Raw genomic sequence first — 16,899 nt, forward strand, 5'->3', positions numbered from 1 at the left:
TTATTATTTTATGGATTGAATCTTTTGGATACCTTTCTGGACATCCGGATGGCTCATGAAAAGGTTCCACAACAGATTCGTACGGTAATTCTCGATCATAACCGTTACAGGCGCTTGATTCAATCCCATAAATAAGGGAGACACCCAATTTACAGTCAAGTTGAAAGCATCCCGGAAACCGTACTCACCCCATAAGAAGCTGCCATGGTTACGATAATAATTCCGCAAGGCTTTCATGGAAGCGTCCGGCGTATAAGGGAAAGAAGCCAGAGCGCCCGTAGGTGCCATCGTTCCGTTATCCCTGTGCGGCATCGGCTCCTGAGCTTGATAGTTCCAAGCGAAATCGCTGGCGGTCAATCCCCAACAATCTTCTCCATAACCTACATACCCCCCTTGGTTCTCGATACAATACCGTTGATTGATCTTTGCCATTTTCTGGTTGTTCTCGAAATAATTCGTGTACTTATCCGTGAACTTATGTGGGTCCAGCCCGAGATAGGAGTAATGGATAAAGAAAAGAGGACCTCCATTAGAGACACCTACTTTCAAGTTCTCCCCATAATAAGTATTGCCATTCGTATACATCTTACCATCTTCTACACGCCCCCAATCGGCACGGTATTCTTGCGCATACTCCTCTTGGCTGGCCCAGCCGCTATAATACATCTCCGGAGAGATTCCGTATTTCGGCCCCATGATAGCCAACATATAGGTAATCATGGTCTCATTCCAGCCGATCAATTTATGATTGATCACCCACGCCTGATCTGGAGACCAGTGCCAATATAGATATGGGCTGTCCTTAAATTGCTTATACCAGCTCCATTCCACGTTCTTCCACAGAGAATCGATGCTCTTACGGATTTGTTTCTCCTTGTCATTCTCTTGGTTGAAATATTGACGAGCCGTTAACAGCCCTTGGAATAAGAAAGAGGTCTCCACCAAATCACCTCCATTATCTTTCGGGCCGAAGAAAGCGACCGTCTTCCCGGTTGTCCCATCAATAAAGTGAGAGACCGCCCCATGGAATTTATCCGCTTTCTCCAAGAAAGAAGTGATTTTCAAGAAACGCTGTACGCCCTCTTCCCGGGTGATAAATCCCCGTTCGATACCCGCCACGATCGCCATGATACCGAAGCCGGAAGCCCCGGTAGCGATCATATCATTCCGTCCGGGAATATTCTCACGGGCAAGACCGCTATTTGGCTCCGCTCCCTCCCAATAGTAACGGAAGTTCGCTTCCTGTACCATATCCAGCAATTGCTCGTCCGTCATTGGATAGGTAGTGGCCGAGACTGTCTGGGAATCATTGGATTCATTCAGCGCATAATCCACGACCGTCACCTTATAATAAGCCTTTTTACCAACCTCTCCCAAGAAATCGGTATAACGATTCATCCAAGGGCGGCGGACAGCGACCGGCTGGTAAGTGATCCCGTCGAAAGAACGGTAAATGCGATAGTATTTTATATCCTCCTTTGATTGAGGAACCCATTTAATATCGATATGACGCTCATAAGCCTTAGCTTCCTGCAAGACCGGAGCGTTTAAGGTACTTACCGACGGGAGGGAAGCCGGCAAAAGCTCTATATCGTCCAGATAAATCGTATATTCGTTTCCATCGGCCGTACCGGGACGAAGGGCTACAGCCGCTAATTTCTTGATGTTCGTATCGTTCACGGCGTTTAATCCGAAATCCTTCAAAGGAATGGATACGGAATGCCATACGCCGGGACGTGTATCTTTCAGATAATTTCTCAGGTTTAGGTATTGGGTATACGTGCTGTCCGCATAACGAATAGCGATATTGGGAAGAGCGGCAGCATTCATGCTCTCTCTCAACTGCACTTGCATAGAGAGCGTAGAAGGCTCACGAAAGAAGTCATTGCCACGGACCGGGCAATATTGTATCTCGCTATACCAATCTCCACCGGGAGCGGATACATAGGTAAGCTCCAAGGAATTGCCGGGCGTAAAAGCGACAGAGCCGGCAACCGGAAGATGATGTCTCGCATTTTTAATCCAAGAAGGTGAGGTATATTTCGCTTGAGAATAAAAGTAATCCCCTTTCATCAAGCTATTCTCGAAGAAAACATAGTCGTAAGGTTTCTCCACCGCTTGCAAGCTGGCGGATAATAAGAGAGTAGTTAGTAATGCGATGTGTTTCATGATGCTGATATTTATATAAATAAAGATATGATTTGAGATAAAATAGGCGGTGCCAAACGGGTTGACACCGCCTTGCCAAACTACAAAGGTCTAGTAAATAATGAGAATCTTATATTACTCTGTTACTTCCGGCTCAAAAGGCACAGGCTCAGCTTCTAAGTTAGGATTCAAGTCAATTTGATCCTGTGGTATCGGATAATATTCGCTTTCTCCTTTCACAAAACCCGGAAGTTCTTGAGTGGCTCTGTCCGTACGGACTAAATCGAAGAAACGTTCGCCCCATTCCAATGCCAACTCAACTTGACGCTCTTCCAGAATTTGATCCAAAGTCGCATTTGCAATCGGAGCTAAACCAGCACGTTCGCGAACCAAGTTTAATGGAGCGTCTCCATTTTGTCCCTTACGAACTTTAGCCTCAGCGTTCATTAACAACACATCAGCATAACGGAATACACGGATATTATTATTATCGCCATATCCAGTACGTCCCGGAGTCATTTGATTAGCCGGTGTATAAGCCTTTCCATTATAAGCAGTCGGTTCACCCGGTTGAGCGACAGGAATATAATCACCGTCACGAGTAGTGGCATCCGTCATGAGGAACGTTGTTTCCGCACGAACCGCTTCACCACGTTTAGAGAATAAATTACGGATTTTCTCAGTCGGCTCAATAAATGCCCATCCAGAGATAGGAGCCTCTCCACGAGGACCTTGGAACGCAAACCAGTTGTCAGAAGAAACGATATCACCACTTCCATTTCCAAAGTCAGTAAATTGATACTCTAGCAAAGACTCATTACACAATTTTCCCGGAATCTTAAACAACTCATAGAAATCATTATACAACTCAAACTTTCCGCTATTGACGATATCCTCGGTCAAGGCCAATACCTCATCCCATTCATTATCATACATCTTCTGTTTCGCTTTCAACATCTCAGCGGTATATTTTGTAACCGCTCCCGGATGCTCAGACTCATTCGGACGAATAGCCGGTAAGTTTGCTATACAATAATCCAACTCGTCATAAATGTACTTCTTTACATCCTCTTTCGTATTCTTGAATACATTCAGTTCTTGATTGTCTAACAAAAGAGGCACATCGCCAAATAAATTTACCAACTGGAAATAAGCATATGCTCGGAAAAAGCGAACTTCAGCAGCATATTGAGCGTTTAATTGCTTGTCTGACTCACTCGTCAAATGTTTAGCATAATTCTCTAAAGACTCCAATGCTGAATTAGAAGTAGAGACAACATAATAGCAGTTTCCCCAAAGGCCACTTAATGCCCAGAAAGTAGTCAAACGATCATACTGGAATTTACTAGCATACTCATACTCAATCTGGTCCGTAGGAGATCCTCCTTTATTCACATCGTCACCGCGAACTATGATACATCCATACGAGGACCAAGACCCCAGATAACCACGAGCGGTCGCATATACACCGGAAACAGGCATATACATATTCGATTTATTCGTATAATCAATACCCTCTACCTCTACAGTATTCTCTGGAAGCTTATCCAAGTAATCACTACAACTGGATGTCAGCAATGAAAAGGCTAAAGGGATAGCCCATAAAATCTGTTTTTTTAATATATTTTTCATATACTTCTGATTAGCATTTAAAGATTAATAAATAATACGAAGACCTAACGTATAAGAAGATGCTAAAGGATATACACGCTCATCAAATCCATAAGAAGAAGATGCTATCTCACCTTTCTCGTTCTTACTACCCAACTCTGGGCTGAAGCTGTTTGCCTTGAAAACAGTCAAAGGACGATCAGCAGTCAAGCTCAAACGAATGCTCGGCATCTTGAATTTTCCAAAGTCTTTCTTCGGGAATGTATAAGCAACTTGTACATTCTGAATACGGAAATAAGAACCATCTTCTACATAGAATGAGTTAAAGTTAGAGATATTCCAAGGTTTTACAGAACCTTTCGCAGACATATATTCGTTAGTAGAGCCCTCACCTGTCCAACGATTCTCGAACTGATCTAAGTCATAGTTCAATTCAGAGTGCCAACGGCGGTCACCACGTTTACGGTTTACGATCTGGTTTCCAGCTACACCTTGCATAACCATAGAGAAATCGAAATTCTTGTAAGAGAATCCTAAGTTGATACCGTAATTGAAGTTCGGGATATAAGAACCCAATGTTACACGGTCTTTATTATCAATCTTACCATCCTTATTTTGGTCAACATACTTGAAATCTCCGGGCTCCAAACCATTTGCTACAGCAATCGGATCAGCAGCGACCTCTGCGGCATTCTGATAAACACCCTCAATATCATATCCATAGTAAGCATTCAACTCACCACCAACTTGAGAAATCGTACGGAACTCCGCAGAACCACCATATAAATAAGATAAACCATTCAAATCTTTTACCTCATTGTGCAAGGTTGTCAAGTTTGCTCCAATGTAGTAAGAGAAATCTTTACCGATCTTATCAGCCCAGTTAAAAGACAACTCAACACCTGTATTCAAAATCTCACCTCTGTTACCTAATAAGTTACCGGCACCCATTGGCAGAGGAGCATCGATCACGGCATTTTGAGTCAAACGATAATACCAGTCTGCCTCTATTGTCAAACGGCTATTCAACGTACGAAAATCTAAACCGACGTTCGTCTCATTCACGACTTCCCAACCTAACCAACTAAAATAAACCAAGTTCGTATAACCAGGAACAGCGCTTCCTCCAAATATACCAGAGGTACCCATATCTTGCGTAATGGAAGCGAAACCATCACTAGCCGCAACCTTATCGTTACCTAACTTACCCCAGCTCGCACGTAATTTCAGATAATCAACCCATTTCTGATCTTTCATGAATCCTTCTTCTGAAATATTCCAAGCAGCACCTACAGAAGGGAAATAACCCCATTTCTCTTGGTATTTGGAAGAACCATCGGCACGCATTGTAGCAGACAATAAATATTTGCCTTTATAATCATAAGATACACGACCGAACCAAGAAACACCACGATAAGTCGTACCGTCATCGCCAGTTTTACGTCCATCCGCATTACCTTGATTCAAATAGTAATATTCCTCGTGTCCGCCCGGAACACCTGTAGCTTCTCCCCATAGGTTACGCCAGTTCTCTTCACGTACGGATTGACCCAACATCGCGGTTAAACCATGATCACCGAACGTATCTGTATAGGTCAATGTATTATCTAAAATCCAACTGTGATAAATATCATTCTTCTTATTCAAAAGGGGAGTCGAATTCAACTGAGTTCCACCAACCAAATATTCAGGAGTATAAGCTCTTGTCTGAATAACATTGATATCTTGGCTATAAGCCGTTTTAAAGAATAACTTATTCTCCGGCAAGAAGTCGAATTGCGCATAGAAAGAAGGCATTACGCGCAACATTGAATTTTTAGAATCATAATACTCCGCTTGAGCGACCGGATTGTAGTAATACTCACTCAAACCGATTTGGGCAGGAGAACCATATTTCGTAGGATACGGATTCAAGGAGCTATTTTCATCATATACAGGAATAATACCCGGTGTACGGAAAGCTGCTAACCAAACCTCGCCGTTTGGCAAGTTTTGCGTAGAGTTGCTCAAAACAACGTTAGCTCCTACTTTCAACCAATCAAAAGCCTTATAATCCGCTTTCGTACGCAAATTGAAACGAGAGTAATCATTTTTAGAATCCAAGATACCATCTTGATACAAATAAGAGGTACCCACAGAATAAGTAGCTTTTTCAGTACCTCCAGAAATGTCTAAAGAATGGTTGTGAGTTAAAGCTGTATGTAAGATCTCATCATACCAGTTTGTATTCGGAAGTGTTCCCCAAACATTTTTAGCGTTATTTACAACAGCCTGTAAGGTTTCATTACCCATCTCACTGATCATAGTCGCATATTGCTCACTATTAGCCATTTTCAATACATTCGTAGCCTTTTGAAAGCCAACATAACCATCATAAGTAACCGTAGCAGGACGATTCAACGCACCTTTCTTTGTCGTAACCAAGACTACGCCATTCGCCGCACGTACACCATAAATAGAAGCGGCAGAAGCATCTTTCAAAATAGACAAATCTTGAATATCACTATTATTCAAGAAATCAATATTATCAAAGAACATTCCATCTACAACATACAAAGGTTGGCTATCCGTATTCATAGAACCGATACCACGAATACGTACGGAAGGACCGGAACCTGGCTGGCCACTATTCGTAATCTACACACCCGGCACTTTTCCTTGCAAAGCACTCATCGGAGATGATGTCGCATGTTTCGTAATCTCATCAGCCTTGATCACGGCAATTGGAGCTGTCAAATCCTTAGCCTTACTCGTACCATAACCGATAACGACAACCTCTTCCAAGTTTTGCGTATCCTCACTCATAAGAACATTTACTACAGTCTGTCCGTTAACCGGAACTTCTTGTGTAGTCATACCTACATAACTAAATACTAAAGTCGCATTCTTGGGAACATTACTCAAAGTATAGTCTCCATCCATAGAGGTTATGGTACCGTTAGTCGTACCCTTAACCAAAACACTCACCCCGATAGCCGGGTATCCTGTGGCCTTTTCAGTTACCACACCAGTAACTGTCAGATTCTGCGCAAACATTGTTGTCGCGGCAAGTAACAGGCATAAACAAAGCATTAATTTAGCTTTCATTCATTCTAGTTTTAAAGTTGAACATTTGTTTTTACACTCATTATTAAATTTGAAGCAAATGAACACCCAAACCTAAAAAAGGGCAAATTTTTGTATACTTCAACACTACTGCAAGCCTTGCGCAAGCAGAAAATTACTACTTTTATACTACTGCAATACATATTAATTATCTTATTTTCAGTTATAATACATTTGTTAATTCAAAAGGAGAACATTATATGTTATTAAACACATCTCACTAAATATGGGAACACAAAAATGACAAGGAAAACTCATAGTTATGATTTTCTTATTTCATAGTTATGATATTTTTCATTCATAACTATGAAATTTCTTAGTGGAACTGGATCATGAAATCTACCAAGCTTTGCCCCTCCGGTAGATTTAGTTTTTTACGCAATCGATAGCGCGCCGCCTCGATACCACGTACGGAAAGATTTTGCATACGAGCCATATCCTTAGTTGGCATATTCAAACGTAATAAAGCGCATAATCGTAAATCGCCCGGAGTCAAATCGGGATACCGCTCTTTTAGATTCGTAAAGAACTTTTCGTGGATACGATCGAAATTAGTCTGGAAAATGGCCCATTCATCCTCGCCTGATATATTCTCTTCGATCATGCGGATGAGCTTATCGAAGAATCGTTTCGTATAACTTCCTGATAATTGTTGAGCTTGTATTTCCTTTTTTAGACCTTCAAGGAAATCATTATGAGAGATAACAGACAAAGTAGCACTGGCTAATTCCTTACTCTTATAAGTAAGGTCATTTTCTAATTTTTCATTCTCTAGCTTGACAATTAATTGCTCTTGCGCCCTCAATTGCTCTTCTTGCAATCTCTTTTGCTCCTCGTTAACTTTTTTCTCACGCATGACAATCCACATCGTATACATTCTCACTAATACGACCAGTATACATAAAAACAAAGCAAAATAGATGATCAGCGCCCACCAAGAGCTATAAAATGGACGTTCGATCTTGAATGGATAAGACAGAGAAGATAGCTCTTTTCCTCGATCGTCTTTCACAACCGCATGTAACACAAAATTACCATAGGGTAAATTAGAATAAGTCCGTTGAAAATTACTGGTGCCTTCTATCCATTCATTATCAAATCCGTCCAATTTATAATAGATCAGGAAACGGCGCCCCGTAAAATCCGGATACGAAAACTTGAAAAGGATTGTATTATAACTATAACTCAATGCGGACGCACCAGCTTCCGGTGCGTCCGCTCCCTTGCAAGGGAGCGGAGCGAACTCATTTTCGTGCCGATTATAAGCTCTTACTTGCGACAAACTCAATGGAACTCGAGTCGTATCCACATAATTCCGGTATCTGTCATAACGAGCGATCCCCCCGTTTAGACAAAAATAAGACGTCCCGTCGGAAGCCACATAAATATTTCCCCTATCCTCTATGGTCGGATTATCAAACAAAGTAAAAGGAATACGCTGTTTTAACTGGAATCGCCCGGACTCATATCCTAACAATACATATTCCGAATTCCGGATAAACCAATATAAATCATTATTCAAGGAAACAACCCGATAGGTATCGCTTAACTCGGGAAAATCCTCATTCAACAAATCATAAGGAACGATCTTTCCAGTCAAATCCTCATAAGTATAAAACTTACTCCCATCCGAGAAAACAATACGTCCGCGTAATTTCATTACATTAATCGTACCACTCTCATTACCTTCCTCCAGTTTTCCGATATACTCCATCTCTTTCACACTCCTCAAATCCTCATTCAAGCGAAGACGATAGATACCTTTATACATATGGCTAGCCCATATATTGCCGGTAGGGTCAACCTCAAACGATTTGATCAAATTAGAGAATCCTTCTACATTATGGCTAAATTTCCAACGATTAGTAACCATATCCCGGGTGAAAACACTGAGTGGACGGTAAGACATCTGGAGTAAAACTTCCTTTCCATGGATAATTGTCTTACGTAATGCGGTACCCCCTCCATTGGGCCCCGGTATCTGAGTAGCTTTTCGGCCCTCTAGCTGTAAGGTACCTGTATTATGTCCGGCAATCAGTTGATTTCCGACATCGGAGATATACCATGTCTGTTCTTGAGTACCGGGAATCAAGGTTGGATAACTATCATTCTCAGATAACGCATAAAGACCTTGGTTCGTAGCTAAATAAACAATACCCTTCTCTATCACCATATCATGCACCATACCAATCTGGGCCTCAAGCGGTTCATAAAAATAGATCGGAGAATTCACATGTATCTGCGCGATACCATTATCCAATGTAACCCATAAATTATCCGAATTATCAGCAAATACTCTCAATACCGTATTATTAATCAAGCCATTCTCCCGGTTGATATGCCACAAAGTTTCCCCCTGCTTATTAATCGCTACAACCCCATTAGAAATCGTACCCACAATAAAAGTAGAATCTTTCATCATGACTCCCCGGTTTGCGATCCCTTCCTTTAATATCTCATTGGCTGGTGTATTCCACACAGACAATTTTTTACGCACCTCATCATAGATAAAACATCCACTACGAGCCGAGACCAATAATAGCTGATGATCAAATGGCAAGACCGAAACCACATCATCCTCCAAAACCTTTTTCGAGAGTAACTCTGTAAACTGGCCGTCATCCATTCGACAAAAGCTTCCTCCCTCCATGAACTGAACGTATAGATGATCGTCCAATGTGAAAATATACAATGGGGACAGGTCAGATACACCTTTTCTTACTTTTTCCCCGTCATAAATAAAAAAGCTCCGGAATGATTGAAAATAAATCTCACCCTTATACTCATTAATCGTCCAGAACTCATCATTATTAAGATAGACGTTCATCTCAGACGAACTGAGTGAATGATAAATCAGATCATTCTCATCATCCATCTCAAAATACCCGAACTCCTCGAAAGAGCCGACATAAATACGTCCGTCCTTCGATATATACAAAGCACGGACACCTAGATTATTCGGTAATTTCACAAGATCCCAGTGAATACCGTCAAAAACCAAAAGCCCCCGGTTATTACCAATATACATCTTTCCTCCCGGGCCTTGGGAGACGGCCCAATTCTGGTTTCCCGCTTTGTAATCGCTTACGGAATAATTGATGATTTTAGGAATATAGGGTACCTTCGCATTCCCCGTTATACAAAATAACAAGGCAATAACGCAACAAATCAACATACGAACCAACGTCCTCTTAAGTATCTCCTTCACTATATAGTACAGAATGTTATGTACCACAAAAGTAAATAAAAAAACATCACGTTACACCCTACTTCTTATAAACTCTTACATAATCAATCTCGAACACATGTGGAAAAAGAGAATCATCAATACCCTTTTGGCCTCCCCAATTCCCACCGATCGCCAGATTCAGCAAGATATGAAAGCGTTTATCGTAAGGCCAAACCTCATAGCCTGTCCCCTCGTTCTTAAATGTAAAGTATAATTGATCATCTACATAAAGCCGGTACTCATCTTCCTCCCATTCCAAGGCGTACACGTGAAACGCTTTATAACAATCCGGACACGCAATTTTAGCATTTTTTTGAGTTCCGATCGCATGATTATATTTTTCCGTATGCGAAGAACCTACGATCGTGTCGGGATCATAGCCCACATTTTCCATAATATCTATTTCCCCGCTTTTTGGCCAATCCCCGTATTCCCAATCCGTTGGAAGCATCCAGATGGCCGGCCATGTCCCTCGTCCAGTCGGGAGTTTCGCCCGAATCTCAAAACGTCCGTACAACCAATCCCCTTTTCCTTTCGTAATCAGGCGAGCCGATGTATATGAACGACCTTCCATCGGTTCTTTCAAGGCCGTAATCCTCAACACCCCATCCGAGACCCAAGCGTTCTCCTTTCTGCCGGATGTATAATATTGAGCCTCGTTATTTCCCCATTGATATACATTACCTTCCGTATCATAAGACCATTTCGTAGAATCAGGAAATCCCGTATAGTCAAACTCCTCACTCCATATCAATTTCCACCCGCCTTTATCCATGGGTGCAGACAAATCGATATCACTAGCATTCGCCAGACTGCTCAAGAAAACACTATATAGGATAAAACCAAACAAAAGAAATGAACGTGACATAACAATATAGATTTAAATCAGAATTTCCACAAATATATGAAAAATAAATAAAAGTGTAGATGAAAAACACATCGCAAGGTTATCCCCACAATTATACTGCGAATACCACAGGAGATATACTTCAAGTGGCAGAGAAGATATACTTCATGGCCAAAGTAAGTACTACCCCATTTTCCCTAGGGATTTATCGGATAAGCTATCTATACGAGAAAATGTCACAAAATAAAAAAGGGATGCCACAATTGACATCCCTCTCTCTGGATTGTTGAGTTGTCTCACGAGGATTCGAACCTCGACAGACAGAACCAAAAACTGTAGTGCTACCATTACACCATGAGACAATCCGATTGCTTTACTAAAGCGATGCAAAGGTAAGAATAAAATCTTACCTTGCAAATTTTTTGATTATTTTTTTACTTTGCGATCAACAAATAATAATTTTTCTTACCTCTTTGAACCAATAAATACTTATCGTCAAGCAGTGAAGAACAGTCGATTACAGTATCAACCTCCGCTAATTTCTCTTTGTTAAAACTTACGCCACCACTTTGTACCAATTTACGCATCTCACCTTTTGAAGGGAAGATAGCGGCTTTTTCAGTACACAAATCAACAGCCTTGATTCCTGCGGCCAATTCATCACGGGAGATATCGAAATGAGGAACACCCTCGAATACGGCTAGTAATGTGTCCTCATCCAATTTCAACAAAGCCTCGTGCGTGGAGTTACCAAACAAGATATTGGAAGCCTCGACAGCGGCCTCATAATCTTCCAAAGAGTGAACCATAACAGTCACTTCTTTCGCCAAACGTTTCTGCAACGGACGCAAATGAGGAGCGGCCTCTTGCTCCGCCTCCAAAGCGGCGATCTCTTCTTGGCTCAAGTCCGTGAAGATCTTGATATACTTGGCGGCGTCAGCGTCGCTTACGTTCAACCAGAATTGATAGAATTTATACGGAGAAGTATAGCGACGATCCAACCAGATATTACCGGATTCCGTCTTTCCGAACTTACCACCGTCAGCCTTCGTGATTAACGGGCAAGTCAAGGCATAAGCCTCCCCTCCCAACGTACGGCGGATCAATTCCGTACCAGTCGTGATATTACCCCATTGATCAGTACCACCCATCTGTAGGCGGCAACCCTCATGCTCATACAAATACAAATAATCGTAGCCTTGTAGCAATTGATAAGAAAACTCGGTGAAAGACATACCTACACTGGATTCGCGGCTCAAACGTTTCTTCACTGAATCCTTAGCCATCATGTAGTTCACGGTAATATGCTTACCGATATCACGGATAAAATTCAAGAAAGAATAACCCTTCATCCAGTCATAGTTGTTCACCAACTTAGCGGCATTAGGAGCGTCGGAGTCAAAATCAAGGAACTTAGCCAATTGTTTCTTGATGCAATCCTGATTGTGACGAAGAGTAGCCTCGTCCAGCAAATTACGCTCGGCAGACTTCATAGACGGGTCACCGATCATACCGGTAGCGCCACCCACTAAAGCGATAGGACGATGACCGGCACGTTGGAAATGCTTCAGCATCATCACACTTACTAAGTGTCCGATATGCAAAGAGTCTGCCGTTGGGTCGATCCCCACATAGGCCGATGTCAACTCTTTCTGCAATTGCTCTTCCGTCCCGGGCATCATATCAGCGATCATGCCCCTCCATCTTAATTCTTCTACAAAATTCATCGTATTAATTTATATCGTATTACATTAATATATTTGTCACTTTATCTCATACGAGGCAAAGGTACGACTTTTTAATTGAGAATCGAAAATTGATAATTGATAATTATCCGTTTAGGTGGAAGATAGAAACGTTTTTAGCGATTTGAATCCGCAGCTTTTCTTCCGGAATATCCAACGCTTCCGCTACATTTTGGTAGACCCTGCGGATATCAATCGATTTATCATCGGTCTCCAAGAAAAGGAAATCAGGCCATGCGGCACGCAAAGCCGATGGATTAAAACGATCTCCAAAAGAGAGATAAAACCCCAAGCGAACCAATTGGGAGGCAAGTTCACCATTACCTCGAAAGCCATGGATAATCCAAGGCATCTCCGGTTTCACGGCCTTTTTACAGGCAATGAGATCCGCCCACGCTTTTACGCAATGGATGATTAATGGCTTATGTGTTTCCTCCGCTAAATTGGCTTGTGCCAGAAACACCTCTTTTTGCAAATCCATTGGAGATTCGGCCAGTGTATCAAGTCCAGCCTCTCCGATCGCCACGACTCCCGAACCAGACACCAATACCCTAAGTAGGTCCATCTGCTCCTTTACATTATATATATACCACGGATGGATACCATATGAGCGAATAACCGTATCAAGAAGTGGACCCGGCTGCATATCACCCATTGGACTCACGATCCTATTTATAATCGCGATATCCTCCTTATGGAAAGGCATCTGATGCGTATGTATATCATAATAACCCATGGCGTTACGGAACCGGATCATAACCGCTCCCACCCCAAGGATGGCAACGAAGTATTCGTTTAACCGCAAGATACAATCCTTTCACAGGGCCATATTTCTTCAAAGCTTGCACCGCATATTCGGAACAAGTGGGCGTATACCTGCACGAAGCCGGTGTCATAGGAGAGATACAATATTTGTAGAAATAAACCGGCAATAAGAGTAATGTGGTAAAAAAGCGTCTCATTATTCTTTATCCCGAAGGATATGGATCGCTTTCTTCATTGCCTTTTCCATCACAGCGTACGGATGGATCTCTTTATCGAGGTACAGGAAAGCGATTAACATGCCCTTATTCTTCGCTTCCAACGGTTCCAGTAAATCATATTTACGAACCCGGTAAGCCTCACGTACCTGTCGTTTGATCAAGTTACGCTTTACGGCTCTCTTAAATTTTTTCTTCGGTACACTCACTAAGAAGGAAGCACGGGCAGGCATCTCTTCCTCCATCGGTAAATAAACGACCCGCAGTGGAAACGCCACGAACGATTGTCCTTTTTCGAATAATAGGTCAATGTAACGTTTCCACGACAGGCGTTCTTCTTTTGAAAGGGTATACCTTTTTGTCGTCATTATTTTTTACCGTCTTGCTGTTTTTTCAGATATAAATCCAAAGCAGCAGTCATAGAAGGGGCTTCCACCGTGGGAGCCTCAACGTCCAAACGCAGACCCGCATCTTTAACAGCCTTTGCCGTAGTAGGGCCAAAGCAGCCGATCTTTATATCGTCTTGCTTGAAATCCGGGAAGTTCTTCAATAAGGAAGAGATACCCGACGGACTAAAGAAAACCAACATATCATAATCGAATTTCTCGTCCTTCGCGAAATCATTGCTCACCGTACGGAACATCACCGCTTTCGTATAGTTGATTTTCTTCGCGTCTAACAAAGCGAATAGATCATCTTTATGTACATCGGAAACAGGTACTAGGTATTTCTCCTTCGCATGTTTGGCGATAACAGTCACCAAATCATCTGCCTTACCGGTCTGACCATAAAAAATCTTACGTTTTCTATAAACGATATACTTCTGGAGATAAACAGCGATCGCCTCTGTCATACAGAAATACTTCATCGTTTCCGGGATAGCCACACGCAATTCCTCGCATAAATGAAAGAAATGATCGATAGCCGTACGAGCCGTAAAAATAACGGCGGTATGATCCAAAACCGAGATTCGTTGCTGCCTGAACTCCTTGGAAGATAAAGGTTCAACCTTGATGAACGGGCGGAAATCTATTTCCACACCGTATTTTTCTGCAATATCGAAATATGGTGATTTCTCCGATGCAGGCTTCGGTTGTGATACCAATAATTTTTTAATATTCAATGCCATAGAGTACTTGACTCGATAAAGTTATACAAATAAATAATGCCTTCATACAGAAAAACTAAAGGCAATATTTCTTGGCCGCAAAGGTACAAACTAATATATAAAAAACTGCTATTTTTCCTGTGAAATATCCGTATGGTCTTATAAATTATCACAAAACGACACAGAATATAGAAAAATACAAACAACAAAACAGGAATCTGTATACTGCTCCCCACGAATACCAACCAAAGTGCCGGAATGTATAAACAGATCCCCCACGCTCCTATAATAGCGTTATAATTAGTCTTCCAAAACTTGTATTTCGGAGCGTCCGTAAAAACAACCCCCAATAAATAATAGAAACAGCGCTTACACCAATAAAACAGCATCAATACCATCATTATCAACCCAATAGATATCAACACCGTATTTTCTAGCAAATGGTTGAAATACCCATATGCCCTAGCGATAGCAAAAAGGCAAACGCTACAAAGAAACAAGGCTTGAAACGTCATGAAATTCCGGAAGAGCCATTCGCTCCCCCTCGTTACCTCAAATAAATTTTGACGTTCTTTCACATATACCACATCACGCATCATCTTCAGGAATAAACGATAATTGGTACGGAACACCAACGCAAAACACATAAATAAGACGAACAAAAGGCTAAAGACCACATCGTCCACCAATTGTCCGTCCCACAAACGAATCCCTACATATCCTTCAAATGTACCCATGTGCCGCTATTATCGGCACAAAGGTACATAATTATTTCAATAAAGCGCTTCCTTAATAATCTCTCCTACCGTAGGATGCGGGAACACAAACGACTTTAACTCATCCGATTTCATCCCCTTCTCAATAGCGATTCCGGCGATCACGATCAACTCCGAGGCCGGATTACCCAACATATGGGCACCGATCAACGTCTCATCCTCCGACAAGATCAACTTACAAACACCATTCCCCATCTCATTCTCCGCGACAAAACGCCCAGAGAATGCCATCGGTATTTTTTTCACGGTATACGAAATACCTTCTGCCTGCAACTCCTCCTCTGTCTTCCCGACACCGGCGATCTCCGGATTCGTATAAACGACACCCGGAATAGCCTTATAACTCATCGGGCGCGATTTGCCCAAGAGATGATCCACGGCCACCTCCGCCTCGCTAACTGCCGTATGCGCCAGTAAGGAAAAAGCGGTAATATCACCGCAAGCATATACATTTGGCAGGGAAGTCTGCATGTACTCATTCACCTTCACCCCATTACGAAAAGTCTCCGGAGCCAGTATCTCCAAGCCAAAACCTTTCGTAACCGGACGACGCCCTACACTCAAAAGGACCTTATCGCCATGCAACGTGAATGTCTCCCCGTCTTTCTCTACAAAAACCTCGGTTCCATGCACCCCGGTCACTTTATGACTTAGATAAAACTTAATCCCCCGTTTAGCGTATTCCGCTTGCAACATTTCGGACAGCTCACGATCCATCGGGCCTAATATCTTATCCAACATCTCCACGACATGTACCTCTACCCCAAGGCTATTGAAGAAAGAAGCGAACTCCATACCGATCACGCCTCCACCGATTATCACCAAAGAGGCCGGAAGCTCCTTCGATTGCAACGCCTCCCGGCTCGTCCAATATTCCGTCTCCGCCAATCCGGGTATAGGAGGAATTACCGTTTCTGATCCCGTACAGATCAAAAGGTTCGCAGCCTCGTATAGCTCTTCTCCGGCGGCGATCGTAATCGTCCCGTCGGCCGCACGCCCTTGGATACAAGCTTCCGCCGTAACCATCACCACGCCATGCTCCGTCATTTTCATACGGATACCGGCTGTCAGCTTTTTCACGACCTTATTCTTACGGGCGATGATTTTCGGGAGATCAAAAGAAGGATTCTCCGCTTTCACCGCATACTTGGAAGCATGCTTGATATTATCATACGTCTTAGCGGAATAAAGAAGCGTCTTTGTCGGCACACATCCCTCATTCAAACAAACCCCGCCCAATGCGTTTTTCTCAAAAAGAATCGTGGAAAGCCCACCCTGCGCCGCTCTCTCCGCGGCAGTATAACCGGCAGGACCTCCACCGATTATAGCGACATCGTATTTCATACTATT

11 protein-coding genes and 1 pseudogene are annotated in these 16,899 nt (G+C 42.5%); all 12 read right to left on the reverse strand.

The features are described from left to right. Positions 1 to 3: 3 nt before the first annotated feature. Positions 4 to 2,169: a glucoamylase family protein gene (locus DWY79_RS13705; RefSeq protein ID WP_122369515.1), complete on the reverse strand. Its 2,166-nt coding sequence runs from the start codon at positions 2,167 to 2,169 to the stop codon at positions 4 to 6. Between the two features lie 114 nt (positions 2,170 to 2,283). Continuing rightward, a complete protein-coding gene (locus DWY79_RS13710) occupies positions 2,284 to 3,780 on the reverse strand; it encodes a RagB/SusD family nutrient uptake outer membrane protein (RefSeq protein ID WP_005860289.1) in 1,497 nt (498 codons plus the stop codon). Positions 3,781 to 3,804: 24 nt separating this feature from the next. Next, positions 3,805 to 6,846: pseudogene (locus DWY79_RS13715) on the reverse strand (SusC/RagA family TonB-linked outer membrane protein). 334 nt (positions 6,847 to 7,180) lie between these two features. Then, positions 7,181 to 10,039: a triple tyrosine motif-containing protein gene (locus tag DWY79_RS13720; protein WP_039848528.1), complete on the reverse strand. Its 2,859-nt coding sequence runs from the start codon at positions 10,037 to 10,039 to the stop codon at positions 7,181 to 7,183. Positions 10,040 to 10,130: 91 nt separating this feature from the next. After that, positions 10,131 to 10,961, reverse strand: coding sequence for a family 16 glycosylhydrolase (locus tag DWY79_RS13725; RefSeq protein WP_009275446.1), 831 nt, complete (start codon positions 10,959 to 10,961; stop codon positions 10,131 to 10,133). 413 nt (positions 10,962 to 11,374) lie between these two features. Further along, entirely contained in the window at positions 11,375 to 12,667 is a 1,293-nt protein-coding gene (gene tyrS / locus DWY79_RS13740; protein WP_008778966.1) for a tyrosine--tRNA ligase, read from the reverse strand. Between the two features lie 103 nt (positions 12,668 to 12,770). Then, positions 12,771 to 13,442 (reverse strand): TatD family hydrolase, encoded by a 672-nt coding sequence (locus DWY79_RS13745; protein ID WP_122114989.1) that lies wholly within the window; start codon positions 13,440 to 13,442, stop codon positions 12,771 to 12,773. Beyond that, positions 13,426 to 13,647, reverse strand: coding sequence for a membrane protein insertion efficiency factor YidD (yidD, locus tag DWY79_RS13750; RefSeq protein ID WP_005863660.1), 222 nt, complete (start codon positions 13,645 to 13,647; stop codon positions 13,426 to 13,428). The genes DWY79_RS13745 and yidD overlap by 17 nt, the downstream gene beginning before the upstream one ends. Further along, a complete protein-coding gene (gene rnpA, locus DWY79_RS13755) occupies positions 13,647 to 14,033 on the reverse strand; it encodes a ribonuclease P protein component (protein ID WP_036630613.1) in 387 nt (128 codons plus the stop codon). The genes yidD and rnpA overlap by 1 nt, the downstream gene beginning before the upstream one ends. After that, on the reverse strand, positions 14,033 to 14,788 hold the full coding sequence (locus tag DWY79_RS13760; RefSeq protein ID WP_029257164.1) for a uroporphyrinogen-III synthase: 756 nt from the start codon (positions 14,786 to 14,788) through the stop codon (positions 14,033 to 14,035). Before DWY79_RS13760 ends, rnpA begins: the two co-directional genes overlap by 1 nt. Further along, complete coding sequence (locus DWY79_RS13765; protein WP_008773164.1) at positions 14,785 to 15,510, reverse strand: DUF4271 domain-containing protein; 726 nt, start codon at positions 15,508 to 15,510, stop codon at positions 14,785 to 14,787. Before DWY79_RS13765 ends, DWY79_RS13760 begins: the two co-directional genes overlap by 4 nt. A 36-nt stretch (positions 15,511 to 15,546) precedes the next feature. Further along, on the reverse strand, positions 15,547 to 16,893 hold the full coding sequence (gene lpdA, locus DWY79_RS13770) for a dihydrolipoyl dehydrogenase (protein ID WP_122114988.1): 1,347 nt from the start codon (positions 16,891 to 16,893) through the stop codon (positions 15,547 to 15,549). Positions 16,894 to 16,899 lie beyond the last annotated feature (6 nt).

It is taken from the genome of Parabacteroides sp. AF27-14 (assembly GCF_003635425.1).
Classification (GTDB): domain Bacteria; phylum Bacteroidota; class Bacteroidia; order Bacteroidales; family Tannerellaceae; genus Parabacteroides; species Parabacteroides distasonis.